The organism is Agrilactobacillus fermenti (assembly GCF_021030645.1).
GTDB lineage: Bacteria > Bacillota > Bacilli > Lactobacillales > Lactobacillaceae > Agrilactobacillus > Agrilactobacillus fermenti.
In genome coordinates this window covers 100,627-125,970 of record NZ_JACGCJ010000001.1, presented here as the reverse complement: position 1 = coordinate 125,970, position 25,344 = coordinate 100,627, and the positions used below count along the sequence as shown (strand labels likewise).

General features: G+C 41.5%; 26 protein-coding genes and 1 riboswitch. Of the genes, 7 read left to right on the top strand and 19 right to left on the bottom strand.

The features are described 5' to 3' along the window. Positions 1-136: 136 nt before the first annotated feature. The 6 genes from FHQ08_RS00555 to FHQ08_RS00530 all read right to left on the bottom strand — a co-directional run bounded on the left by FHQ08_RS00555 (position 137) and on the right by FHQ08_RS00530 (position 7,312). On the bottom strand, positions 137-1,411 hold the full coding sequence (locus FHQ08_RS00555; protein ID WP_330166060.1) for an NADPH-dependent oxidoreductase: 1,275 nt from the start codon (positions 1,409-1,411) through the stop codon (positions 137-139). Between the two features lie 15 nt (positions 1,412-1,426). Then, on the bottom strand, positions 1,427-2,041 hold the full coding sequence (locus FHQ08_RS00550; protein ID WP_230912425.1) for an NADPH-dependent FMN reductase: 615 nt from the start codon (positions 2,039-2,041) through the stop codon (positions 1,427-1,429). 85 nt (positions 2,042-2,126) lie between these two features. Continuing rightward, a complete protein-coding gene (locus FHQ08_RS00545) occupies positions 2,127-3,056 on the bottom strand; it encodes an FAD:protein FMN transferase (protein ID WP_230912424.1) in 930 nt (309 codons plus the stop codon). A gap of 26 nt (positions 3,057-3,082) precedes the next feature. Further along, on the bottom strand, positions 3,083-4,666 hold the full coding sequence (locus FHQ08_RS00540; RefSeq protein ID WP_230912423.1) for a peptide chain release factor 3: 1,584 nt from the start codon (positions 4,664-4,666) through the stop codon (positions 3,083-3,085). A gap of 90 nt (positions 4,667-4,756) precedes the next feature. Further along, positions 4,757-6,094 (bottom strand): hemolysin family protein, encoded by a 1,338-nt coding sequence (locus tag FHQ08_RS00535; protein ID WP_230912422.1) that lies wholly within the window; start codon positions 6,092-6,094, stop codon positions 4,757-4,759. Positions 6,095-6,160: 66 nt separating this feature from the next. Beyond that, a complete protein-coding gene (locus tag FHQ08_RS00530; RefSeq protein WP_230912421.1) occupies positions 6,161-7,312 on the bottom strand; it encodes an AI-2E family transporter in 1,152 nt (383 codons plus the stop codon). Between the two features lie 67 nt (positions 7,313-7,379). On the opposite strand from FHQ08_RS00530, the gene FHQ08_RS00525 reads away from it, so the two are divergent. Both FHQ08_RS00525 and FHQ08_RS00520 read left to right on the top strand, forming a co-directional pair. After that, positions 7,380-7,826 (top strand): GNAT family N-acetyltransferase, encoded by a 447-nt coding sequence (locus FHQ08_RS00525; protein ID WP_230912420.1) that lies wholly within the window; start codon positions 7,380-7,382, stop codon positions 7,824-7,826. A 9-nt stretch (positions 7,827-7,835) separates the two neighbouring features. Beyond that, positions 7,836-8,294 carry a hypothetical protein gene (locus FHQ08_RS00520; protein WP_230912419.1) on the top strand — a complete coding sequence of 153 codons (459 nt, stop codon included), beginning with the start codon at positions 7,836-7,838 and terminating at the stop codon, positions 8,292-8,294. Positions 8,295-8,502: 208 nt separating this feature from the next. On the opposite strand, the gene FHQ08_RS00515 is transcribed toward FHQ08_RS00520, so the two are convergent. From FHQ08_RS00515 to recX, 5 genes are all read right to left on the bottom strand, one after another. Then, the gene (locus tag FHQ08_RS00515; RefSeq protein ID WP_230912418.1) at positions 8,503-9,033 is read right to left on the bottom strand and encodes a hypothetical protein; all 531 of its coding nucleotides are present in this window, start codon (positions 9,031-9,033) and stop codon (positions 8,503-8,505) included. Between the two features lie 9 nt (positions 9,034-9,042). Next, on the bottom strand, positions 9,043-9,858 hold the full coding sequence (locus FHQ08_RS00510) for a DNA/RNA non-specific endonuclease (protein WP_230912417.1): 816 nt from the start codon (positions 9,856-9,858) through the stop codon (positions 9,043-9,045). An 89-nt stretch (positions 9,859-9,947) separates the two neighbouring features. Then, entirely contained in the window at positions 9,948-10,484 is a 537-nt protein-coding gene (gene ntdP, locus FHQ08_RS00505) for a nucleoside tri-diphosphate phosphatase (protein WP_230912440.1), read from the bottom strand. A 61-nt stretch (positions 10,485-10,545) separates the two neighbouring features. Then, positions 10,546-11,652, bottom strand: a complete 1,107-nt coding sequence (mutY, locus tag FHQ08_RS00500; protein ID WP_230912416.1) for an A/G-specific adenine glycosylase — start codon at positions 11,650-11,652, stop codon at positions 10,546-10,548. Positions 11,653-11,666: 14 nt separating this feature from the next. After that, positions 11,667-12,467, bottom strand: coding sequence for a recombination regulator RecX (gene recX, locus FHQ08_RS00495; protein WP_230912415.1), 801 nt, complete (start codon positions 12,465-12,467; stop codon positions 11,667-11,669). A gap of 40 nt (positions 12,468-12,507) precedes the next feature. On the opposite strand from recX, the gene rlmD reads away from it, so the two are divergent. The 3 genes from rlmD (at position 12,508) to FHQ08_RS13260 (ending at position 15,322) form a co-directional block, all read left to right on the top strand. Beyond that, positions 12,508-13,896 (top strand): 23S rRNA (uracil(1939)-C(5))-methyltransferase RlmD, encoded by a 1,389-nt coding sequence (gene rlmD, locus FHQ08_RS00490; protein WP_230912414.1) that lies wholly within the window; start codon positions 12,508-12,510, stop codon positions 13,894-13,896. 11 nt (positions 13,897-13,907) lie between these two features. Further along, positions 13,908-14,387, top strand: a complete 480-nt coding sequence (locus FHQ08_RS00485; protein ID WP_230912413.1) for a nucleoside 2-deoxyribosyltransferase — start codon at positions 13,908-13,910, stop codon at positions 14,385-14,387. Between the two features lie 143 nt (positions 14,388-14,530). Then, the gene (locus FHQ08_RS13260; protein WP_407929098.1) at positions 14,531-15,322 is read left to right on the top strand and encodes a hypothetical protein; all 792 of its coding nucleotides are present in this window, start codon (positions 14,531-14,533) and stop codon (positions 15,320-15,322) included. A gap of 99 nt (positions 15,323-15,421) precedes the next feature. Here the strand turns inward: FHQ08_RS13260 and thiW are convergent, their stop codons facing one another. Further along, positions 15,422-15,922, bottom strand: a complete 501-nt coding sequence (gene thiW / locus FHQ08_RS00475; RefSeq protein ID WP_230912412.1) for an energy coupling factor transporter S component ThiW — start codon at positions 15,920-15,922, stop codon at positions 15,422-15,424. Positions 15,923-15,985: 63 nt separating this feature from the next. Continuing rightward, positions 15,986-16,083, bottom strand: a riboswitch (TPP riboswitch). A gap of 233 nt (positions 16,084-16,316) precedes the next feature. On the opposite strand from thiW, the gene FHQ08_RS00470 reads away from it, so the two are divergent. Further along, complete coding sequence (locus FHQ08_RS00470; protein ID WP_230912411.1) at positions 16,317-16,883, top strand: DUF981 family protein; 567 nt, start codon at positions 16,317-16,319, stop codon at positions 16,881-16,883. 449 nt (positions 16,884-17,332) lie between these two features. Here the strand turns inward: FHQ08_RS00470 and FHQ08_RS00465 are convergent, their stop codons facing one another. From FHQ08_RS00465 to FHQ08_RS00445, 5 genes are all read right to left on the bottom strand, one after another. Continuing rightward, complete coding sequence (locus tag FHQ08_RS00465) at positions 17,333-17,695, bottom strand: hypothetical protein (RefSeq protein WP_230912410.1); 363 nt, start codon at positions 17,693-17,695, stop codon at positions 17,333-17,335. 7 nt (positions 17,696-17,702) lie between these two features. Next, positions 17,703-17,969 carry an AbrB/MazE/SpoVT family DNA-binding domain-containing protein gene (locus FHQ08_RS00460; protein ID WP_230912409.1) on the bottom strand — a complete coding sequence of 89 codons (267 nt, stop codon included), beginning with the start codon at positions 17,967-17,969 and terminating at the stop codon, positions 17,703-17,705. A gap of 1,073 nt (positions 17,970-19,042) precedes the next feature. After that, positions 19,043-20,209, bottom strand: a complete 1,167-nt coding sequence (locus tag FHQ08_RS00455) for a hydroxymethylglutaryl-CoA synthase (RefSeq protein ID WP_230912408.1) — start codon at positions 20,207-20,209, stop codon at positions 19,043-19,045. Between the two features lie 2 nt (positions 20,210-20,211). Beyond that, positions 20,212-21,471: a hydroxymethylglutaryl-CoA reductase, degradative gene (locus FHQ08_RS00450; RefSeq protein WP_230912407.1), complete on the bottom strand. Its 1,260-nt coding sequence runs from the start codon at positions 21,469-21,471 to the stop codon at positions 20,212-20,214. Positions 21,472-21,479: 8 nt separating this feature from the next. Continuing rightward, positions 21,480-22,664, bottom strand: coding sequence for an acetyl-CoA C-acetyltransferase (locus FHQ08_RS00445; RefSeq protein ID WP_230912406.1), 1,185 nt, complete (start codon positions 22,662-22,664; stop codon positions 21,480-21,482). Between the two features lie 127 nt (positions 22,665-22,791). Between FHQ08_RS00445 and FHQ08_RS00440 the strand changes: the two genes are divergently transcribed. Further along, positions 22,792-23,082: a hypothetical protein gene (locus tag FHQ08_RS00440; protein WP_230912405.1), complete on the top strand. Its 291-nt coding sequence runs from the start codon at positions 22,792-22,794 to the stop codon at positions 23,080-23,082. 5 nt (positions 23,083-23,087) lie between these two features. Here the strand turns inward: FHQ08_RS00440 and galU are convergent, their stop codons facing one another. Both galU and FHQ08_RS00430 read right to left on the bottom strand, forming a co-directional pair. After that, complete coding sequence (gene galU / locus FHQ08_RS00435) at positions 23,088-23,966, bottom strand: UTP--glucose-1-phosphate uridylyltransferase GalU (RefSeq protein WP_230912404.1); 879 nt, start codon at positions 23,964-23,966, stop codon at positions 23,088-23,090. Between the two features lie 116 nt (positions 23,967-24,082). Next, positions 24,083-25,006, bottom strand: coding sequence for a YihY/virulence factor BrkB family protein (locus tag FHQ08_RS00430; RefSeq protein ID WP_230912403.1), 924 nt, complete (start codon positions 25,004-25,006; stop codon positions 24,083-24,085). Positions 25,007-25,344: the final 338 nt, after the last annotated feature.

The window sequence follows — 25,344 nt, the reverse complement described above, 5'->3', positions numbered from 1 at the left end:
CTTTTTTGGATTTAAACGTGTGTCAAAAGGCAATGACCTCACCTAACCCCAAACCACTCAAATGGAAAGACCCCTATTTGTCGTGATTCTTGTTAGTGCTTAGTCGTTGACCGCCTTTTGTCACACTGCTCATTTACTAGTCCTTGACTGAAGCACTAGCACCAGTATCTGGTTCTGGATTTACAGGTGTTTCAGCGTCTTTCACACTCGCACTGGCACCGGCATCAGTTGTATCACTTGTAGCACCAGTATCTTTGACTGAGGCACTGCCGCCAGTATCAGCCTGCGCACCTGGTACTTTAACAAGCGCTTGGCCGGTTCGCTTCAGATAATCGGCAACGATTGGCCAAATATCAAGTACCCATTCGTTGATACCTCTGAAGGTACCAGCTTCATCACGCATTGCCTTGTAGTAATGCATGATCCATTTTTCATTAATTTTGTTGCCAGGCACTGCCATTTTAATCAAATCAGATTGACGATTGCGTAATGCCCAGATCACTTGTTTAACGTGATCCTTGGCGCGATCTGGATGAACGGCTGCCATAGGGTCACCTACCTGATGCGGATAACGTGGTGCCAACATCTCATCACGATCTAAGAAATGATTGTAATAGATGAATTGGTCATTTTCATCCATATAGGTCAACTCTTGGGCCATTGAATTCAAGAATAAGTTTAGCTGATCTACCGTTAACAAGCCACGGTCCAACTTGACATACGTCTTCCCATCCACCGCATTTGTTTTAGCAGCAGCTTGCTCCACCCAGTCATCGGCTTCCATTGGCACATCAACCGTGGTCTCAGTAGGATGACTGGCAGTTAAGTCTTCTTGCTGCCAAGCATCATCAGCCTCAGGATGTTTCATGGCCCGCAATACTTTGACCCATTTAGCAAATTCCTGCATCACTTTGGTCAAAAATTGAACGGTGTTTTGATCTTTCAAATTACCTTGTGCATCAAATGCCGTCCGTGCATTAGCCAACAAAAACTCATCCATTGGCATGACTAAAGCACCCACACCAGGTGATTCCAAAATCTGCCGTAAACTCAATTGTGCTCTTGAAGTCCCCTGATCTTTATAAGAAGCCCCCACAACCAATACTGGCTTATCCTGCAACGGATGTGCAGTAAAAGATAACCATTCAATAACATTTTTCATGGCCGGTGCCAAAGTGTGGTTATGTTCAGGTGTTGCCAAAATAACTCCGTCAGCGGCTTCAATCTTATGAATTAAATATTGAATGGCCGCACCTTGAGTTTGGTCTTTTTGCCGGTCAAACATTGGGACATCAGCAATACTTAAAATTTCAATGTCAGCGACACCCTGGTATTTGCTAGCAATGTAAGTTAATAGTTTACGATTATATGATTCTTCAGCAATAGATCCAGCGATTCCAACGAATTTCATCATCGTGGCCCCCTCTTAATTTTCCGTATGTTCCCAGTCAACATTGGCTGCATCTTGACGGTGTTGTGCTAATGTATGCGTTAGTTTTTTCGTCATATCCACAAAAATATCAAAGTCTTGCATCAAACCATCCAAACGCTTGACTAGAGTTTGGTTCGTCAAATTGCCCTGTTCGTCAAAGGCAGATAATGAATGGCCCACCATAAATTCAGAATTTGGCATGAGAAAAGCACGTACTTCAGGTGAATCAAGAATTTGCCGCAATTGTGCTTGAGCTCTGGAAGTGCCCAAGGCCCCGTAAGATGCCCCGATGATCAACACAGGTTTACCCGCTAGTGGCTCAATAAAATAAGACAGCCAAGCTAAGGCCGAACTTAACATTGCCGGCACGGCATGATCATACTCTGGGGTGGCAATGATCACACCATCTGCCGCACTGATTTTTTTAGCCAACTCAGTTACTTCGGCGGGTACACTATGATCAGGTGTTTTGTAGAACAACGGCAGCGTGCCAAGATTGACTAACTCAATTGACACTTTCTCCGCATAGTGCTGTTGCATATATTGTAAAAGTTTCAAATTAGTTGAATCAGTCGCATTGGTTCCAGGGATTCCAATATAATGTTTCATTATGCTCAACATCCTTCTTGTTAGATCAATTTGACCTAATACATATTAAACAAATCACAAAGCTATTATGTCATAGTCTTGTGTACTATTCAATCATAGTTGTTTTTGTTCGCGTATCATAAACTTGACCACTCTGGGTAATCACAATGGCATCAACGTCTGACAACAATGAAACAGTTTTCAAGATTGTTGCCACAGGTTTGCCAAAAAGCTCGGTTGTCCATATTTCCCCGGTCACTGACTGGTTAGATAGAATTGTTAGACTTGTGACATTAGTTTCAATTGGATAACCAGTATGACGATCTAGAATGTGATGGTATGTCCCCGATTGGGTCACCAACTGACGTTCATAAATGCCTGAAGTAACTACCGAACGATTGACAACTGGGATCACCAATTTATAGTTGCCTAAGGGCAATTTAGGATCTTGAATCCCCACATGCCAAGCTTGATCTGTATGGCTCGGATTTTGGCCTATTGCAATTACATTGCCGCCTAAATTCAGTAGTGCTGAAGTGACACCAACCTTTTTGAGATAGCGCACCAGCAAATCCCCAATATAGCCCTTTGCTAAAGCACCTAGATCAATCTCCATACCTGCTTGTAGTAAAAAAACTTGATGCACTGCGTCATCAAGTTGAATATTGTTCGGATCAATTTTAGCTAAAGCTGTTTGAATTTCTGCATGGCTTGGCACTCGCGCATCGGCAAAACCGATATGCCAAGTTTTTACTAAAGGCCCTATAGCAATATTCAAATTACCGTCTGGTAACCGACTGTAAAACTTGCCAAGTTTGATCAAATCATATAGCTCTGGATGTACCTGCACACCATGTTGGCCCGCAAAACGATTGACTTGCATTAACTCCGAAGCAGCATCATTGGCACTAAAGCGATGTTCATAAATCTTTAACCGTGCCGCACAAGTTGCCAAAATTGGCTCTGGATCGTCATGGGTCACGGTCAATGTAATGACCGTACCCATTAAATGAATCGTCCTAGTTTGCGTTGTCATGTGTCTTCATCTCTGATTCGTATAAATTATAGTTTTGCTGTTAATTTCACATCCGGATATTTGTCATGGAACCAGCGTTCAGCAAAAGCATTTTCAAACAAGAACAATGGCGCCCCATGCACATCTTTGACCAATAGATTTCGTGAAGAGGACATCTTTTCATCCAATTGTTCAGGATCAACCCAACGTGCTGTCCGCGAACCAATTGGGGTCATGATCACTTCAGAATTATATTCATTTTTCATGCGAAATTGGAAGACTTCAAATTGCAGTTGTCCCACAGCCCCCAGAATATAATCATCAGTCGTATAGGTCCGATACAGCTGGATCGCCCCTTCTTGAACAAGTTGCTGCATCCCCTTATGGAATGATTTTTGTTTCATGACATTCTTAGGTGTCACGCGGACAAATAATTCCGGTGTAAATTGTGGTAAAGGCGCAAACTTGATTTTTTCTTTACCTTGATAAATACTGTCGCCGATTTGGAAATTCCCAGTATCATATAAACCAACAATATCACCAGCCACTGCATTTTCAACATTCTCACGTTCATCCGACATAAATTCAGTCGCATTATTCAAACGTAAGGTTTTTTGCGTCCGAGCTAAAGTGACATCCATACCCTTCTCAAAAACACCAGAGCAAATACGAACAAAAGCGATTCGGTCGCGATGATTGGGATTCATATTCGCTTGAATTTTAAAGACAAAGCCAGAGAAACGGCGATCTTCCGGGCTCAAACTTTCATCGCCATCGTTAATGACATGTTTGGCTGGCGCTGGTGCCATTTCCAAGAATGACTGCAGAAAAGTCTCCACCCCAAAATTCGTTAAAGCTGACCCGAAAAAGACTGGTGTCTGGTCGCCCCGCTTGATTTTATCTGGATCAAAAGCATTACCAGCTTCGTTCAAAAGATCCACATCATCCAACGCTTGTTGGTAAACATTATCCTTAACCAAATCGCTAGCTACAGTTAATTGCCCTTGCTCATCTAAAGGCAAGAACCGCTGGGCTTCTGTTTCAGGCCGATAAAGTTCAACGCGTTGATTAGCTCGGTCATATAGACCCTTTAGGCCCTTACCCATACCAATGGGCCAATTCATCGCATAACCCTCAATATTTAACAGTTCTTCTAGTTCCGCAATCAAATCTAGCGGTTCCCGACCATCGCGATCTAGCTTATTCATGAAAGTAAAAATCGGAATGCCCCGCTGTTTAACAACTTTGAATAATTTTTTAGTTTGTGGCTCGATACCCTTAGCCGAATCAATCACCATGACAGCAGCATCCACCGCCATCAAAGTTCGGTACGTATCCTCAGAAAAATCCTCATGTCCTGGTGTATCTAAAATATTGATCCGTTTACCAGCATAGTCAAACTGCATCACGGAACTTGTGACTGAGATGCCCCGCTGCTTTTCAATTGCCATCCAGTCTGAAGTAGCGTAATGACCGGATTTTTTACCCTTAACCGTCCCGGCACTGCGGATGACACCACCTAGTAAAAGTAATTGTTCTGTAATTGTCGTCTTACCAGCATCCGGGTGAGAAATGATGGCAAACGTACGCCGTTTATCCACGGCTGTTTGTAAATCTGCTAATGTATTCAATCCTAGCCTCTTTCTTTCTTAATTAGATCAACGCTGTTTCTATCATTTATTTGATTAAAAATCAAATGGCCTACTGCTGCAATCTTAAGCCTATGATGGCTCACGCTCAGTATCTGGCGTCACACTTTCAGGCCGTTTGACCACAATCGTTTCTAGTCTTGACCCATCCATTTTTTCAGTAAATAAATGAATATCATTAGGCAGGACCAATTCTAGTCTTTGATGATTGGTTGGAATTACACCTAATTCAGTGATCATGTAACCAGCAATCGTATCAACATCGGGGTTATCAATATCTGTATGAAAATAAGCATTAAAATCATCCAAGGGCATCTTCCCTAAGACCACAAACTCAGTCTCACTTAAAGGTGTAACCAACTGTTCGGCTTGATCAGATTCATCATCGATCTCCCCAACGATCTCTTCCAGTAAGTCTTCGATTGTAACCAAACCGACAACGCCACCATACTCATCTAATAAAATAGCCATTTGTTGTTGGGTTTTCTTAAACTCTAACAGTAAATCATCGATGGTCATTGTCTCTGGAACAAATAAAGGTTCCGTCATGACGTCCGCTAATTTTAACGTATCAAAGCCCACTTCATGAGCCATGCGTAAAATATTCTTGATGTGTACTAACCCAACGACCGTGTCTTTTTCCCCTTGATAAACGGGGACACGGGAGTATGGCTCACTCAAAATTTGAACGATATTTTTCTGATCATCATCATCAAGATTGACCATAAAAGCATCTGTTCGCGGTACCATAACTTCTCGCGCCATTTTATCACTAAAAGAAATAATTCCAGATAACATTTCGAATTCATCCGGCGCAATAATCCCCGTTTTACGTGAATTTTGGATCACAGATAACATCTCATCCCGGGTCATTTGGTCGCTTTCTTTGGAGAAATCAATCGGCACGATTTTCAATAATAAGTTTGTCGAAGCTGATAACAGCCAAACAAAGGGCCGCATGGCATAACCGACAATTTGTACCGGTCGAACTGTAAATTTAGCGACTGCCTCTGCTTTAGAGAGCGCTACTTGTTTCGGGAATAACTCCCCAAAAACTAATGAAACATACGATAAAGCAATTGTGATCAGAACCACAGCAATCTCATGAGCTGCCGGGATATCACCAAGAAGTGGCGTTAAATAGCCTGCCAAGGAAGTCGCTGCACTAGCTGAAGATAAGAACCCAGCAAAGGTAATTGCCACTTGAATTGTTGCTAAAAAGCGAGAGGAATTATTCATAACCCCAATCAACTTCAAAGCTTTCTTATCGCCAGCATCGGCTTCAGATTGAATCTTACCTCGATTAACAGACACGATCGCCATTTCTGCGGCCGCAAAAAAAGCATTTACCATCGTTAAAATAATGATCAAAATTATCTGCCCTGTGGCCGAACCACCATCACCACTCATAGTTGTTTTCACTCTTTTCTTAAATTAATTATAGTAAAAAAATTATAGCAATTTAACCTAGGAAATTCAATTTTTATCCTTACGTTCCGTCGTGTCATGCCCGTCAATCGGTATCTCTGGCTCGGAAATATCCGTCTCGCGACTCAACCGATATAGGTTGATCATATAAGTGACAACTGTTTTAGCAACCGCATAAACCGGAATTGCTAAAATCATCCCCAATAATCCAGCTAAATTACCAGCAGCTAGTAAAATTAAGATGATCGTTAACGGATGAATATTCAGTGCTTTGCCAACGACATTAGGATAAATAAAGTTCCCGTCTACCTGCTGCACGATCAAAACTACAATAACCACCGCGATCGCCTTGGGAAAAGAAATCGTAAAGGCAATGATCAAAGCCGGGGCAATACCAATGTATGGTCCCAAATAAGGGATAATATTGGCAATCCCGGCAATGAACCCTAATAGAAAAGCATAGGGCATGCCTAAAATCGTGTAGCCAATAAATGTAAACGTGCCGACGAACAAACACTCAATCATTTGGCCCGCAAAGTAGCGGGAAATCGTGGCATTCATCTTATGAAGCAGTTCGCCAACTTGACTCCGAAAACGTTCAGGGAAGAAGCGTTGAATATTCGGTCCAAAACGATAACCGTCTCGTAAAAAATAAAATAGAATCACTGGGATCGTAATCAAATTGATCACGATATTAGCCGTCATACTGACAACCGAGCCTAAATTACTGGTCACTGCCATGAGACTATTCTTAGCTAAAGTACTGGGCTTAAAACTTTTCCCTTGGAGCAAAGATTCTAAGTTGAGTTTCCGTAACCAAGGATGTTCGCTTGCTTTGGCTAATAAGTGCTGTAATTCGCGAATAAATTCTGGCAAGTTGTTGACCAATGATGTGATCTGAGAAACCAAATTAGGAATCACCGTCATGACGATCCCCACAAGTGCCAAAATCAACGCCAAAAATACGATCAAAATACCTAAGCCACGTTTAATTTTTACTTTTTCTAGTAAATTGACAATGGGATTCAAAAGATAATACAGAAATCCGGCCGCAACAACTGGTGTAAATAAAGTCGAAATAAAAGTACCAATTGGTGCAAATAGAAATTGAATCTTAGATAAGACCAATATCAAAGTGGCAACAAGCAATAAAATCCCCAGCCAAAGGATGATTCTGGACTCTTTCATTTTTTTTACCATAAATATGAACTCCCTAAAGAAGGATTTTATACTATAATACATTATAATATAAATATTGAGGTGCTTTATGTCAGTTAAACATACAAAAGATATACATAGCGAAATATACCAAGCTGCTTTGAAGATTCGTAAAGCTGTTTTTGTGGTCGAACAGCATGTGCCCCTCGCTCTTGAAGTTGATGACAATGAAGCCAAAGCCATTTATTTTGTGGCTTATGATCAGGCACAACCGGTGGCAACAGCACGACTATTGCCGTTAGCTGACAAAGATTACAACTTAGTTCAGCGCGTTGCTGTGCTAGCAGATCATCGCCAACAACATTTAGGGGCTACGGTAATCGAAGCCTTGATTGCCTACCAGCAGCAAAACTTTTCCCAAAAAGCCCTACAATTAGGTGCCCAGCAGCATGCCATTCATTTTTATGAGAAATTAGGGTTCAAGTTAATGCCGGAAATACCTTTATATATGGATGCTGGCATTCCCCACCGCGAAATGCGTCAAGAATTTAGTTAGGAGCGTATTATGTCAAATAAAAAAGCAATTCTTGTTTACACCTTTTTGTTAGTTATTCCTTATATTTTAAGCCTTGCCTTGATCGGCATTGCCTTTAATGCCTTAGTTCTTCATAGTGCAAGTTTATGGCGGACAATTATTGGCAGTATTGTTGGCAGCTTTATCATGCTGGCTGTCAAAGTGACGGTTGAGCGGCCGCTTGAGATTATTTTAGATTTTGTAAATAATAAATTTTTGCGTTTTCTAGTTAATAGTTTCTGGATCACGCAATCACACCGCAAAATCATTTCTAATTTGATCGTTGATTTTGTGCTCTCAGGTGTTTCTACCTGGGGCATTCGGCAGCTTTTCACCCAAAATCAAATTTGGGGCAGCTTGCTTGGTATCGTGATCGCAGCCATGTTTGTTTTCACACTGATCGGCGCCTACTTAGAATACGATTTGCTTAGTGTGGATGGGGCAGAATAGTATTTCTTTTATATTGATTTTGAAAAAAACAGCTGATGTTCGCTATCCCGAACACGAGCTGTTTTTTTATCTTTGTATTTAACTGAAACGCGCTCTGACAGCCAACTTTCTCACCTAACTATGAATCACTCAAATGGGCAAATCACCATTTATCGTGATTCTCGTTAGTGCTCGAAAGTTAAGCGGCTGTCATCGCGCTCTTTTATTCTTAATCATAATAGGTTTCGTCGCCATTATTGGTTTCCTTGCCTAGATAGATGTATTGGGTGAGTTTGGTTACTTCAAATTGTGGATTTAAATCATAATATTCCAAAAAATAGGGTTTATCGGTTTGGCCTAAGTGGTTGGGTAACTGGACGTGTTGTTTCTCAAGTTTATCCATGGCTAATCCCACGATACTGTTTAGTGGCAGCTGCCAGATTTGAGTTTGTGTTGGTGTTTCATTAAAAGCAACTTCACTGGCTGGTAAGACAATATTTTTGAACTCTGTGGGTGCTTGAATCTCTGCTGAAAAAATACCACCGATCCAAGCAACGAAACTGTAAGGTGAAAAAGCAACCAGTGTTGCTCGGGTCAAGGTTTGCTGTTGCTCTAAAGCAAACTGGTCTAACCGATCTAAAGAACCATCATCAGCCATTTCAAGCCAAGCTGAAGCCAAACTGCCCTTTTCATCTAACATCGATGGTAAAAAGGGTTTCCCAATGAATTGTAATGCACTTACTTGTTTTGTAGTTGTCATGATTAACTCCTAACCTGTGGCCACTTGGCTTGTCCCATCTAAATAATTGATGTGATAGCCACTTTGAATATTGAAAATATAAATATTAAACGAAATTTGAGCATCCTCAATGGAGCGGCCTTGCATTTGAATGCCCCGGGCAACAAGTTCATTGCCTACAAAAACAGGCCGAACTTGATAACGAACATGATGACCCGTTGTCTTGATATAAGTAGCGACGCGATTTTCATAATAAGTCATGGCTGGATCGTTCAATGATCGCGTCCCTGTCACGAGATTTTTTAAATTATTATTTTGACCTGTCAGCTGGTAGCCAATCAAATGACATCGATTATAGAGCCAATCTTGATGATTTCCGATGCGAATCTTCTTGTTGTGATAGCCCGTGGGTCGAACATAGAGGCGTTCTCGTTTCTCCGTCGGCATTAAATCTTTACCCAGCATGGCATCAGCCAAACCCGCACGATTATATTGATCTAAATCACTATAATGCTGCCAGCTGCCGCGGGCCAAGGAAAGATCACTTTGACTAAAGGTCGGCTGATTATTATTAATAGCAATGATTTGGCGCCCATTATATTGCAAATCAGCCAATTGTTGGTCGGAAGCAACGGTGCCTTGTGTCGACTTTGTTTGATTATTTGCAGGTGGCTGCGCCTGTGATTGACTTGAACTTTGGATACTGCGTGTTTCATTAGTTGGATATGTGGGTGTGGTTTCACGACTGGAATTGTGGCCTAAATACGTGACCAATGCCACCAATACCACAAACATACCCAAAACAGCTTTCGGCAATTTAGTCTGCGGCTGTTTTTTTCTTGCCATTGATGCTCTGCCTCCTAATTGAACTCAAAAACGAGACCGGTTAGACAAAACCTAAGTTCTGCTCCGGCCCCGCTTCTACGCTGCGATTCTCATTGACGATGGGATAGCTCCAGATAGCGATTATACCAAATATCAACGTACTCTTTTGAAAATGGACCGCGTTTGTTATTGATCCAATCGACTAGTATTTTAACATTTGCTTTTAAAATGTGATCCACTTCAGCGGAATAATGCCACTGTTGTGCATGCGCTTCGTACTCATCCACATCTAACAAACGTTTTTCACCGTTTGCAAAAACCTTAACATCTAAATCATAATCGATATACTTCAGCGCCTCTTTGTCTAATACATAAGGCGACGCCAAGTTACAATAATACGCCACGCCACTTTCGCGAATCATGGCAATAATATTAAACCAGTAACGCTTATGAAAATATATAATTGCCGGCTCACGGGTCAACCATCGACGGCCATCGGATTCGGTTACTAATGTATGATCATTGCAACCAATCAACTCATATTCGCTGGTCTTTAAAACCATTGTGTCTCGCCAGGTCCGATGTAAGCTCCCATCATGTTTATAACTTTGAATCGCAATGTAGTCTCCTTCTTTGGGAACAAGCATTGCCGACCCAGCTTTCAAATACGATTTCCTGTAATATTATAACAGAAAGTAAGCCTTTTTCCTAAACATTCTTTTGGTAAGCAGCAAAGCGGGCCTGCAACTTTTTCTGCAATGTCGGTAGCCCTTGCTCCGCTATGGCAGCAGTCGTAAAAAAGCGGCCGGGAAAGTAGGCCAGATTTGCGTTGGCATCAATGCTTGCCGTGTATAACGTTAACTGCCAATGTAGATGTGTAAAAATATGAGTTACTGGCTTGACTGGTAGCAGTTGCACCTGTTGCAATGTCAATTCGTATTGAGCCTTAAAAAAAGCAGCGATTTGCGTTGACGTGATCACTTTTTGACTTTCTGACAACAGATTAGCTTCATTGATCAATGGATAAGTATATAAGCCACTTAAAACACCTTTAGCTGGGCGTTCTTGTAACAGCACCCGTCCCTGTTCATCATGGATCACCAGCGCCAAATACTGTTCGCGTTTTTTCTTGATTTTTTTAGTCTTAACTGGTCGTTCTAACTGCTTGCCTTGGGCATAAGCCTGACAATACGGCTGTAATGGGCAAAGCAGACAAGCGGGATCTTTGGTTGTACAAATACTTGACCCCAGATCCATCACGGCCTGATTAAAATCACCCGGCCGCTCTTTGGGTACCAGTGGAGCGATCTCGTTGGCAAAATGCTGCCTGGCTGAGCTTTTGCTAATGTCAGTGGTGTCATCGAATAAGCGGCTAAAAACACGATAGGCATTACCATCCACTGCGGGAACGGCTTCTCCAAAAGCAATACTGGCAATAGCACCAGCGGTATATGGCCCGATGCCAATGATCTGTTCCAGCTCGGCTGCTGTCTGGGGGAACGTGCCATGATAATCCGTCATGATCTGCTGGGCTGCACGTTTTAAATTACGCGCCCGAGAGTAATACCCCAGACCTTCCCATAATTTCATCAGGGTATCATCAGGCACTTGTGCCAAATCAGCCAAAGTTGGTAAGGCTTGAATGAAGCGTTCAAAATAAGGCATCACCGTTTGTACCTGCGTCTGTTGCAGCATGATTTCTGACAGCCAGACATAATAAGGTTCCTGATTCTCTCGCCAAGGTAACGGGCGTTTATTTTGATCATACCAATTTAAAAAATCACTTTGTAAAGCTTTAATTTCATTATTATTCATGTTTGTCTATCTATTCATCCTTCATCTGCAGCTTGTTTTTCGTCAAGAAACCGCTGGATCATGTCTAATTTGAACCCTTTACGATACAAGCCTTGCTTAATCTTTTGGATGCCTTGAGGTTTGGTCGCTTGCCGCCGCCACAATTTCTCACCAGCATTGACCAACGCGTCCCATTCGGCATCGTCATCCCGATCTAGGGCAACTGCTTGTAATGCTTGATCGATCACCTCCGTTGTAAACCCTTTTTGCATCAAGTTCTGTTTGATTTTTTGCTTTAGCTGAATAAAAGATTTATTATGCGTGGTGCGTATCAATTTTTGTAGGAGTTCGACAGCATTATCTACTTGCTGCTCAACCGGATAGTCGCTCACTAGTTTATCTTCAATCAGATTACGATCAATACCCTTTTGAAATAATTTTTGACTGATCGATCGCGGGCCTTTTTTTGTGAGCCGTGCCTCAGTTCGCACGTAACTTGCCGCAAAATCAGCATCGTCAAGATAGTTTAAGTCCTTCAATTTAGCTATAATAGCTTTAACGGTTGCGGTTGTATAATCTTGATCGTACAGATAATCGCGCATTTCTTTTTCAGACCGCAATTGATAAGATAAGTAGTTCAGCGCTTTACCATAAGCTTTAGCCTGGTCATCTGCTTTTTTGATCTGCTCAACTTGAGCTTCCGTCAGTTCCAATCCCTTCATTAGGGTGAACTGGATCAAAACCGATTCGGCCACTGGAAAAGCATAGGCTTCGTCTAAATAAATATTGTACCGATCTTTATGGCGCTTTTGTGCCTCGATTTTGGTAATTTTCATTGCTGGCTCACTTTCATTCTAAGTATTTTAAGGAGTTTATATGTCTAAATCTACAAATTCAGATCCCGTTCAAGTTTCAGTTGGTCAAAAATTCCCTTTGACCATCAAACGTCTAGGTATCAACGGCGAAGGGATTGGCTACTTCAAACGTAAGATTGTTTTCGTCCCGGGGGCGCTGCCTAATGAAGTCATCACCGCTAAAGTGACCGAAGTTGATCCTAAATTTATTCGCGCCAAATGCCAACGTATTCGAAAAGCCTCTGCCGATCGAGTCACCCCTAAAGATGCCCTCTACGGTCAAGTTGGCGGTCTAGAATTGGCCCACATGTCCTATCCGGCACAGCTGCGTTTTAAACGTGATGTTGTGGCCCAATCACTAGAGAAATTCAAACCCACGGGCTACCAACATTATAATCTAAAACCAACGATTTCAGCCAAACCCACCCATTATCGTAACAAAGCTCAATTTCCCGTGCAAAAAGTCGATGATCGTGTGATCGCGGGCCTCTATCAAGAAGGCAGCCATCATTTAGTGGATATCGAAACGATCAGTACGCAAATGCTATTGGTAGACAAAACCTTGCATCAATTGAAGCGCGTCCTCCAAGAGACAGATGCACCAATCTACGATGAGCAAAAACATACAGCCGGTATTCGTCATTTAGTCGTTCGGGCTTCAGCCACCACCAAACAGATTCAAGTTACTTTGATTGTTTCCGACCGCAGTCTATTACAATCGCCTAAATTATTTGGTCGGATTCAAACTCGGATTCCGGGCATTACAAGCCTATTCATCAACGTCAATTCTAAGCGAACTTCCCTAATTTGGGGCGATCACACCGAAAAAATTTATGGACCCAATTGGATCCAAGAAAAGATACACGGCAAAGTATTTAATTTATCACCGCAAGCTTTCTTCCAATTAAATCCACGCCAAACACAAAAGCTCTATCAATTGGCTGCAGATGCTTTTCATTTTACCGGTCAAGAAACTCTGGTTGATGCTTATTGCGGCGTAGGAACCTTAGGCATCACCTTCGCTGATCAAGTCAAGGCAGTTTGGGGTATGGATATTGTCCCCGAAGGTATTGCCGATGCTAAAGAAAACGCCCGCTTGAACCAAGTTACCAATTGTCATTATTTAGTGGGGAAAGCAGAAGAATTATTAGTCCACTGGTTTGAAACTGGCAAACAAATTGATGCCCTAGTCGTCGATCCACCACGAGTTGGGCTTTCCCCCAAACTGACGCAAGCCATTATCCAAGCGAAACCAAAACAGTTTGTTTATATTTCGTGCAACCCTTCAACCTTAGCGCGCGACTTAGTCACCTTAAGTAAAGCTTATCAAGTCGATTATATTCAGTCCATTGATATGTTCCCTCAGACGGCGCGTTGTGAGGCTGTGGTCAAATTAACCTTAAAATCTTAGGAGGCACACCCATGCAAATTTATTTTGCCAATAGTTTATTCTCACAAGCAGATCAAACATTTAACCAAACAACGGTAGCCATGATTCGCGCGACTTATCCCGGGACCACCGTTTATTTACCTCAAGAAAATGCGGCGATCAATGACAAACAAGCCTATGCGGATTCCAAAATGATTGCTCAAGCAGATACTGACGAAGTCTTAAAAAGTCAGTTGCTGATCGCCGTCTTGGATGGTGTCACGATTGATGCTGGTGTCGCCAGTGAAATTGGTGTGGCTTACGCCAAACAGATTCCGATTCTAGGGCTTTATACGGATACGCGTCAGCAGGGCGCTGAGAATCAGAAAAAGTTGACGGCTTTACAAACGATCGCTGAAAATCAATTTCATTACCTGAATCTATATACCACTGGTTTAATCAAGTTAAATGGTGCAATTTATAACAATATTGCAGATTTAATTCAAAATATCGGTCAATATTTACAAAAATAGTTATTACAATCCCTTTAAAGTTTGTTTCAGTTCCGTTACAACATGCTAACGATTTGATTTAATTGCCACATCCGCCAAAAAGTTCTTGTATAGTAGTCCTTGTTGAAGGAAGCACAAGTTCACCTTTTGGAGGATGTTTTTTAATGAAGATCAAAAATTTACTATTATCAGTCGTTGCACTTGGTACTTTAACGACAACTTCTGTTGTTTCTGTTGCAACTAGCGTTTCTGCAGATGCAAACACATCTATTAGCGCTGTCTACTACGCATCAGCTACCACACAAGTTTTCTCAGCACCAAATGGCACACAAACTGCCCAAACATTACCAACTGGCAGTGCATGGAAAGTTACCAATAAAACCGTCGTGAACGGTCAAACTTGGCTGCAAGTCGGCGGCACTGAATGGGTCACAGATCAAACTATGCCTGAAAACCCAGTCCCGACTGCAACTGACGGCGTGATGTATGTCACTGGTCAATGGGGCGCAGCTGTTTACAACTCACCTTACAGCAATCATCAAAATACTGGTCGGGTTTTAGAAAAGAACTCAGGCTGGAAAGTTACCCAAAAAGTCGACGTTGATGGCGCGACTTGGTATCAAGTTGGCGGTGATGCTTGGATCTGGGGCGGCGACTTAAGCGACCAACAACCCGTTGTTCAAGCACCAGGTCGGGTAATGAATGCCACTGCTTATGATCCCCGCGTTTTAGGCAACTATACTTTCGGCTATGATACCGTAGCTGCTAATCTCAGTGTCTTCCCACGAGGCACAAAACTACGCATCACTTTTGCTAATGGCACAACTAAAGATTACGTCGTTCGTGATACAGGTGGTTTTGCCTATGCTAATCCGAACCAAATCGATATTGCCATGCCAAACGGACAAGCAATGCAATTTGGCCGCCAGAATGTAACGGTCAGTGTCCTGAACTAATAATAAAAATACCGTATAAACTTAAAAGAACGCATGCATAAAATCTGCATGCGTTCTTTTTTGGCTTATTTGATATAGTGATTTTTAATCAACACCGATTTACCGTTTCAATTGCGGCTCAATCACACTGACCCACAAAACTCTTAGCAGACTGTAAGCAACAATGGCGCCCACTAGCGCACTCATCAAAAAACTGGGCACGAATAGCCACAAGGCGCCAGTTGTCCCAAGGAATAATTTAGCAATTGGATAGGCCACCAAAGCCCCAATCAAGCCTGTACCCACGAGTTCACCCAAAGCTGCCAGCCATAATTTACGCGTATATTTAAAAACCATCCCAACCATAAAAGCGCCAATCATACTACCAGGGAAAGCTAAAATCGTGCCTGTCCCAAAAAGATTTCGAATGAGTGAGGTAATAAAAGCTTGCGCTAAAGCGTACCATGGCCCCACTAAAACGCCACTGACAACATTGATCAAGTGCTGCATTGGTGCAACTTTAGCAACCCCAATTGAGAAACTAAATAAACTTCCACCTAAAACACCTAACGTACTTAATAAAGCAGCGATCACCAATTTCCGAACATTTGTCTGTTTCATATGACAACCTCCTAAAAATACCTGCCCTCACAAACACGAAGACAGGTATTTTTGTCATATGTACCCTACAAAAAATAGGCTCCCTACGCGAGTGTTAACTCAACAGGTTCAACGGGTCTAGTTTCCACTATCTCAGCCAATCGGCACCCCGGTTTTTATGAATTTTTATTATACCGACAATCCAGTTTTAGTGCAATGTTTTGTTGCAACGATCATTTCGTTCAAGTAAAAAACAGCCCACTTTAAGTATAAGTTAAACATTTACCGACTATTTATTTTTAACAATAAAAAATAACACAAAAGTTAATTAATCATAAGTATTTACTGTGATAATATTTATCATTCATGCTATGATGCCTTTGGAAATCATTCTAATAAAAATAAAGAGGCGGTTATGATGATTATTCCTTGGGAAAGAACAGCGATGTACAACACGCTAATGGCTGTTGCCACTGGAGTTGCCCTTATTTTACTTGTTTGGTTCAGTCAAATTTACAAAAAGCGACTCATTCATAATTTAGATGGTTGGATTGCTGCATTTGCATTACTAGATGTCATCCTAGCACTCACCGGTTTACACATGACCCTGACTTGGCCCTTAGCAAAAGTAGGGTTCCCCTTTGACAATATAATTTTTGGCGAGCCTTCTACTGCCTTTGGTTTTATATTATTGGCCTTTACTTATCTATTAATTCGATTGCGACACAATCTAGAAAAGCAAACATCACAAAAAAATGAACAAGCAGTTTTAACTGATTTTAACGATTCACTTAAACCTCTTTCTATTTTCATCACGGCTATGGGTTTAGCTTTAGTCGCAATCGCAATCGCTGGAATGGTTTATCAGCTTTTTGCGGCGCCACCACAAGAGCCTATTTCAGGAATGTTCGCTACCCATCCTCATTCTAATCACAAGCAATATCAACGCAATAATCAAACCATACCAAATAATTTTTCCTAATGGATGGAATGGATTAACGGTAATGCCAAACCCTTTCTTTCTAAGTACCAAGATTGGTGCGTGCTGATATTGAGCTTTCTCATAAGCACTTTGCATCCATTTAAGATTGAAATACAAAAATAGGGCCATCAATGTGAGTGAAACTAGACTAATTAACTTGAGTAGGCGCGCATTGCCATTAACGAGTGGAATTGCTGCAATTGGGAGCAAAGCTAGTAGCAATGTGATCGGTGTTAACAAACGATATCTTTTTTCTTTTTGTTTGTCAGTAGCTGTTGATGTTGTCATCTTTTTCATAAGGCTCATCCTTTCTTTAAAACCACTAAGAAATTGGTATAAAGTTTTCGGATCAATCATCCTAGATATTACTACAGCTTTATGAAAATTCAAGACACAAAAAATAACCCTAACTACCGACTGATTTTGCCGTAGCCAAGATTATTTTTAACTCATACAGACAAATGACGAATCTGACTTTGATGTTGTACAACAAATTCAGCTAGCCGCACCGCATCCATATCAGTGAGCACCCCTAAGAGTTTCCGTTGCACCAATTGATTAGTAGGCACAATATAGGTCTTGTGAACATCGACATACGAAGGTTTCTTGAGCCCGGCTGCTTGCCATTCTCTAATTGGATAATAAACAGCCCTGACTGCCGACGACTTATTATGATACTGATTCGTAATCTTATAAATCCTCGTGCTACCTACATGTGGCACCATGACTAAGGCATGCCGATATTTAGCACCGTGCTGACCATCAAAAGAAACATCCGCCAAGTAAATCTGATATGTCTGCGGTGTTGGCATTAATCACTCAGCCCTCTTTCATCCATTTATCAAAATCTGGAGATTGTTTCGAATCATAGTGTCCCTTTTCATCAAGTGGCACATTCTCATTCAGCACGTTGGCTAAGATTTTTTCCCAGTCAGAGACTGTCGGAACTTTAGCAAAAACAACATGACCCTCATCATCAGGATAAACGGCAAATTTGGTGCCAGGTTCGATGCCTAACTTTCGCCGTAATTCAGCTGGAATGACGACTTGTCCCTTTGAAGACATGGTGGTCGATAACTCATCCATCTTCGTGACCTCCTTATAGAAAAGCGACTTACGTTTTACGTCTTACTTTCATTATATTATCATTCAGTGCTGGTCAACTAACAAGATAAATGCCCGTTTTTTACGCACAAAAAGAGACCATCTTGTCGGCGTCCGGCACGATGATCTCTCAACTCTTAACGGAAGAATAATTGATATCCATTTTGTTTTTGGAAACTTGAATAACTTTCCACCTCAAAACTTCTATTCAATTGTAAATCTCAGAACGATGATTTGGTGACATATCTGCTATTTTTTGTAACTGTCTGCTTAAACATGCTTTACAAAGCTAATGTTCACCAGCTAGATTTTTTCAGTACACCAAACATTCGCTTAGTTCGGAAATATGTCTCGTTATCAGACATACACCTCCACATAGTAAACTTTTGGGACAAACATACTTTATGGTATCAATATAAACTATGTTTGTTGCTAGGCGCTGTACTTGAATTCAGTCACACAACAGATACGTAATCCATGTGGCCAATTATTCAAGCCAACTCGGGTTTGATTCTTAAATGAAGAAACCCTCAATTCATCTCAATACTTTTTGAACCACTTATTAAATCTTGATACTCACTTAATACTTGATTAATCGGTACTTTGATGCTTGATTGTAATTCATTTGAATCTGAAACTCTAAAACTTAAAGCTGATGCTTTGTAACTTGATGAAACTAATCAATATCGATATTGATCTAAAACTAAACTCTTAGGTGAATCTCTTCAGCTATAGCTTAGTGTTGCTGAAACAATTCAATTCATAAGCGGATCAGGCTCAGCCTTGAATTGCTTTTCAGGATATCAATTGCTTTTATCCTTCCGTGACTATAATATAACACGTACTGTAAACGGTTGCAACCCTTTTAAATCAAGTTATTTATTATTTTTTATAATCAAAATTTACACATTTATTACACACATTCACTTATTGCCGTTTCTAAGCCGTTTCTGTACTATAACAAAGAATTTCTTCACCTTTGATAACCATAATTAAAAAGTAGGTGCACATAAAACCGTCGTCTTATCTCACCTACTCGATAGTCACCTATTTAGTTATTTAGCCTTATAAACACGTTTCTTATCAACAATACCTGCAAAGTAATACTTCGCAAAGGGATCGTCATCTGTTAGAGCTTGATTTTCAGATTCAGGGTCTAGCTGGGCAGTAAACTGAGCTTCATAATCATCTAAAGCCAGCTTTTGGCGCTTAGCTAACAAATCTAAATAATACATCGGATCTAGTTGGGCCTTGAATTCTGGCTGCAAAACACCAGAAAAGAATTCACCCACAGCTCCAGAACCATAAGAATACAATCCGATCCGCATCCCCGGCTGTAAAATTGCATCATTATCTAATAACGATAATAATGCTAAGTATAATGAGCCGGTGTAAATGTTCCCAATTTGACGGCCATATAACGTTTCTTGCTGGTAATGCTGCTGCAATTCATTTTGTTTAGCTTCATCTACTTGTGGTAAGATTTCACGCATCGCCTTCAACCCCATCTTGGTATAAGGCAAGTGGAAAGTTAGCGCCGCATAATCATTCAAGCCGTACTTTGTTTTAGTTTGATAGTCGGCAAAAGTTTCTTTAAAAAAGCGAATGTACTGTTCGTTAGAATACTTGCCATCTACTTCAGCAATCATCTGATTTAATGGCCGCCAGAAATCTGGCACTTCTTCACTGAAATAGCTCGTAGCTAAATCCAGCGCTAAAATCTTAGGTTCAGCTGAAACTAATAAAGCAACCGCCCCAGCGCCTTGCGTCACTTCTCCAGAAGTATCCAAACCATAACGGGCAATATCAGCCCCAATAACTAAGGCTTTAGCTGTCGGATTTTGCAAAATATGTAATTTTGCATACTGCAAGCCGGCCGTAGCACCATAACAAGCTTCTTTAATCTCTAGTACGCGAGCCCGGTTCGGCAAGTCTAAAAGTTTTTGCACGTATAATGCGCCAGCCTTAGAATTATCCACACCTGACTCGGTTCCGAGAATCACTAAATCAATGGCTGTCTTATCCTCAGCCGTTAAAATTTTAGCCGCTGCGTTAGCTGCCATGGAGATCGCATCTTGTGACAATGGTGCCACGGCCATTTTATCTTGACCAATGCCAATCGTAAATTTAGCTGGGTCTACGCGCCGATGTTTTGCTAATTCTACGAGATCAACATATTGCTTGGGCGTGTACATACCGATCTTATCAATACCTATTTTCATTTTTATAAATTACCCTTTCGTTTCTCAGCCAATAACCGCTGCGCGATTTCTAAATTGGCGTGCTTTTCTACCTTTAATTTGTGTTGCAGCCAGGGAATCTCTGTGCCTTTAGCTCCGGCTTGCATGGCCAGTGCCTTAAATTGCAGATTCATATGCCCCTTTTGGATACCATCAGTGACCAAGGCGCGCAAAGCTGCTAAATTAGAAGCTAAACCGACGGCAGCAATTTGCTGCTGCATGATCACCGGGTCTTTAGCTCGGGCAAATTCTTGATTGGTCCGGGCCATGGGAACAATGCCGATGGATCCGCCGACAGCCCCAATTGGTAGTGGCACTTGTAGCTGACCCACTAAAAATTGGCCCTCCAGTACCCAGCTGCTTAAGGGTTGATAATTGCCAGACTGGGCGGCAAATGCGTGAGCAGCACTGGCAATTGCCCGAGTATCATTACCATAAGCGGTCACGACAGCGTTGATGCCATTCATAATTCCTTTATTATGTGTCACTGCCCTTTCAAAATCGGCATGGGCGAATGCACTAGCTTGAACGATTCTCTTGGCTACTTCTAAACCAGCTAAGGTGGGTGTGGTCAGTGTATCGACGGCTAAACGTACTGTGGCCGTAGTGACATCTTGCGGCGCATGATTTGACAGAATTGCCATTAATGGCGGTTGTCCTATCATTGGAGTTAATAACTGACCGACTTTTTCACTGATTTCATTAACCATATTGGCACCCATTGCCGCTTTGGTATCTACCAATAACGTTAATTTTAGAAAGCGCTCAGCAACAATCGTAACCGTCTGTTTTTTCAAGCCGCCCCCACGATTCACGATTGAAGGATACGCCGCATCAGCCGCATCTTTGATCTCAACTGCATGGTCTTTGATCATTTGGGCTTTTTGTTCCAAATCATTGATGTCTGCAAACACAACTTGACCCAACAGCCCATCTCGGTGGGCTTCGACGTGGAAACCACCATTATTCGTACTTAATTTAGCGGCATAATTAGCCGCAGCAATCACTGAAGGTTCTTCGGTAACCAAGGGAATCTGATACACCTGATTATTGATCAGCATATTACGGACTAATCCCTCAGGAATCGCGTACTGTGTGAGTTGGTTCTCCACCATATTATTCGCGATCTCAGCCGGGATCTGCTGATTGGCTAACAAAATCTTATATTGCATCTCATCCAAAACTTCTGCGTTTAATAATTGTTTTAATCGTGCCTCTCGACTTAATTCGTAGAATTTAGTCATCAGACCCACTACCCTTCGTTTCGTGAAACTTTCATCGCAACACCCAAGCCACCACCAACACAAAGAGCTGCTAAACCAGTTATTTGATTTGTACGTTTTAATTGGTATAGTAAAGTAGTTAAAATACGAGCCCCCGATGCGCCAATTGGATGGCCTAACGCAATCGCGCCACCAGCCACATTAATCCGGTCCGATGGTAGTTTTAGATCTCGCGCAACGGCAACCGATTGCGAAGCAAAAGCTTCATTGATTTCATATAAATCAATATCTTCCGGTTGATCTGCTTGTTTTTGCAATAATTTCTCAATAGCCATGACTGGCGAATAACCCATAATTGCTGGATCGATCCCCACTTCCACAAAATCGTCAATTGTGGCCAGATAAGGTATGCCCAATGCTTTGGCTTTGCGTTCAGACATTAAAATCAAAGCCGATGCCCCATCATTGATACCGGAAGCATTGCCTGCAGTGACTGTGCCATTCGCTTTAAAACTAGGTTTTAAGTGGGCTAAGATCTCTGGTGTTGTATCAGGACGGATACCTTCGTCCTTTGTGATCGTCTGGGCACGGCCTTTACGGTCATAAACCGTGACTGGTGTTATTTCCCCATCAAACCAACCCGCAGCTGTCGCCGTAGCCGCTTTGTGCTGAGATTCAGCAGCAAATGCGTCTTGGGTTTCCCGATCAATATGGAACGTTTCTGCCACATTTTCAGCAGTTAGGCCCATATGCTTATGAGAAAAGCTGTCCGTTAAACCATCGTGAACCATACTATCAACCAAAGGCGCATTACCAATTGTTTGACCAAAACGAATATTTGCTAGGAATGGGGCTTGAGACATACTCTCAGTGCCGCCGACCAAAACAACCTCGGCGTCGCCCATGGCAATGGCAGCTTGCCCCAAACGAACCGCTTTTAGACCAGAGCCACAGACCTCATTGATCGTCATGGCGGTGCTGGTGACCGACATACCCGTATTTAAGGCAATTTGTCGGGCAACATTCTGTCCTGAACCGGCTTGCAAGACGTTGCCAAAAATGGCTTGATCAATCAAGTCAGCATCAATGCCACTTGATGCAACTGCCGCTTTAGCCGCAGCTGTTCCTAAATCTACCGCAGATAACTGTGCAAATTGACCGCCAAGCTTACCAATTGGTGTCCGTTTAGCACCAGCAATTACGACTTTATCCATGTTCAACCTCGCTTTTTATGTTAAATGAAGCATTAAAATATCACAAATCGACTAACATTACAATTATATCTATAGTTACCAAATTATGGAATAGATTAGTAAAAATCAATTAATAAAGGGTGGTTTCATGCGTGTTTTGGATTTTTTAGCCCTCATCCGTTCACTCAATCGTAAGACCACATTTTACTACGAAGCTGATGATAAGGCCATTATACCAATAAATGATTTTAAAATCGAAAATGAGCTGTTATATTTAACGACGACTATTAAGCAACGGCCCCGACAACAGTGGGAGTTGTGGGTATTACTACAAAAAAAGGAGTTGTTATCTTATCTGCTATATATCCAAACAGATAAGCAACAACTCCGGCCAGTATTTGGCTTTCGTCTTGAAAATGGTAAAGCATTAATCAAGTAAAAAAGTTATTTCAACGTCTTGGCTAAGTCTTTCAAATAAGCGCGCAACTGATCTTTAACTTCAGGATGTTCCAAGCCATATTCAATTGAAGTTTGCAGATAGCCGAATTTATTACCGACATCATATCGTTTGCCTTTAAATTCATGGGCAAACACCCGTTGTGTCTTATTAAGGGTATTGATCGCGTCCGTTAATTGGATCTCATTACCGGCACCAGGTTTTTGTGTATCTAAAATAGTGAAAATTTCAGGGGTCAACAAATAACGGCCAATGATGGCTAAATCACTTGGCGCCTTATCAACATCTGGCTTTTCAACAAAACTTTCAACATTATATAAGTCGTCTTTCATCTTACCGCTCGGCTTGATCACACCATACTTGTTGACTTCATTATGTGGTACTTTCATAACTGCAAGTGTTGAGGCGTGCGTTTCATTATAATCATTGATCAACTGCTTTGTTAATGGCACTTTGTCACGCATCAAGTCATCGCCTAGCATAACAACAAAAGGTTCATCTGCCACAAATGATTTAGCTAAGTGGACCGCGTCCCCTAAGCCCTTTGGATAAGATTGGCGAATAAAGAATAAATTGACCCCTAAATTAGTCGTTTCGCGGACCAACTTCAATAGTTTGGTCTTATTTTTTGACTCTAGGTTTTGTTCCAATTCAGGTGCGGAATCAAAGTGATCTTCAATTGGCCGCTTAGCTTTACCAGTAATGATCAGAATATCTTCGATGCCAGAAGCTTTAGCCTCTTCAACAATAAATTGAATCGTCGGTTTATCGACGATCGGCAGCATTTCTTTAGCCATAGCTTTAGTAGCGGGTAAAAAACGAGTGCCTAATCCTGCGGCGGGAATAACTGCTTTACGTACTTTCATGCACAAAAACCTTCTTCTAAGTTATTTACTATGAACTAATCATAGCATTAAAAAATAAATGTTTGTATACGTTTTATTAAGAATGACAGAATATTTAGCGAATTATTAATGAATCATCATTTAGCCTTGTGCCCCACCAGTTTACGGCGTTGATTCTCTAAGCTGCGTACTTTGATTGGCCCAAAACGGCGTTCTTGAAAAATAGCATTCAAAATTGCCCCAAACATAAATACCATCGCAATGATATTCATCCACAATAACAAAATGACAAAAACGCCCAATGTCCCATAAGAATCCCACTGGCCAAAATGGGTCACATAAAACGAAAAAGCTTGAGAAATTGCGAGCCAGCTCACGGTGGTCACAATCGTTCCTGGGAAAACACTGACAAACTTAATTTTGGCACTAGGCAGAAAGTAATACATCAGCCACATCACCACAAACAAACCAATCCCAACAACCGGCCAACGCCAACGCGTGAATATATCTAAAATTGTACTCGGTAGCTTAAAAATTGGCAAAACCCATTCTAAAAACCGCTGACCAAAGATGAATACAATGGATAATGCAAAAATAACAAGGACTATCCCAAATGTAAACAAAAAAGCGACTAAGCGCCGGATAATCGCGTTGACCACTGCCGTATCCCCATATTGCGGATCCACTTGATAAGCTTTGTTCACGGATTGCCGGACAATATTAAAACCACGACTAGCGCCCCACAAGGCGGCTAAACCACTGATTGAGGCAATCCCCCCTGAGCCATTGGTCAAAAGGCGCTTGATGATCGGTGACAGTGTCTTGGCTAGCTGACCAGGAATGGCGTAATTCACATAAGTCATAATATTTTCCACATTTAAATGCAATAAGGGTAATAAATTACCTAAGAAAATAATAAATGGAAAAACTGAAAATAAGACGAAGTAAGTGATGACTTTAGCATTATTACCAATCTCTGTGGCACTGCTCCGTTGCGTTAATTCACTGATCAATGTTTTACTTTGTTGTAAAAACTGAGTTGCTTTTGTCTTAAATGACATGACAAAACCCCATTACTAATCGTGGCTGGGACAAAACTAACGTTTTGTTTTCAGCCACTTGTTAATTACGAATATTTATTGCTTAAACGTGTTCCAAAAGGCAATGTCCTCACTTAACTACGAATCACTCAAATGGAAAAGCCCACCATTTATCGTGACTCTTGTTAGTGCTCGGCCACTGAACGCCTTTTGTCTCACTCTCACTTTTTGTTTCGCGAACAATTAATTTTAAACGTGTTCCAAAAGGCAGCGCCTTTTGTCTTACTCTCAATATTACCGCACCCATAGGGAGCCTGTAAATTGAAGTTTGTGCGTGCATGGGGCTTTTTTTGATACTG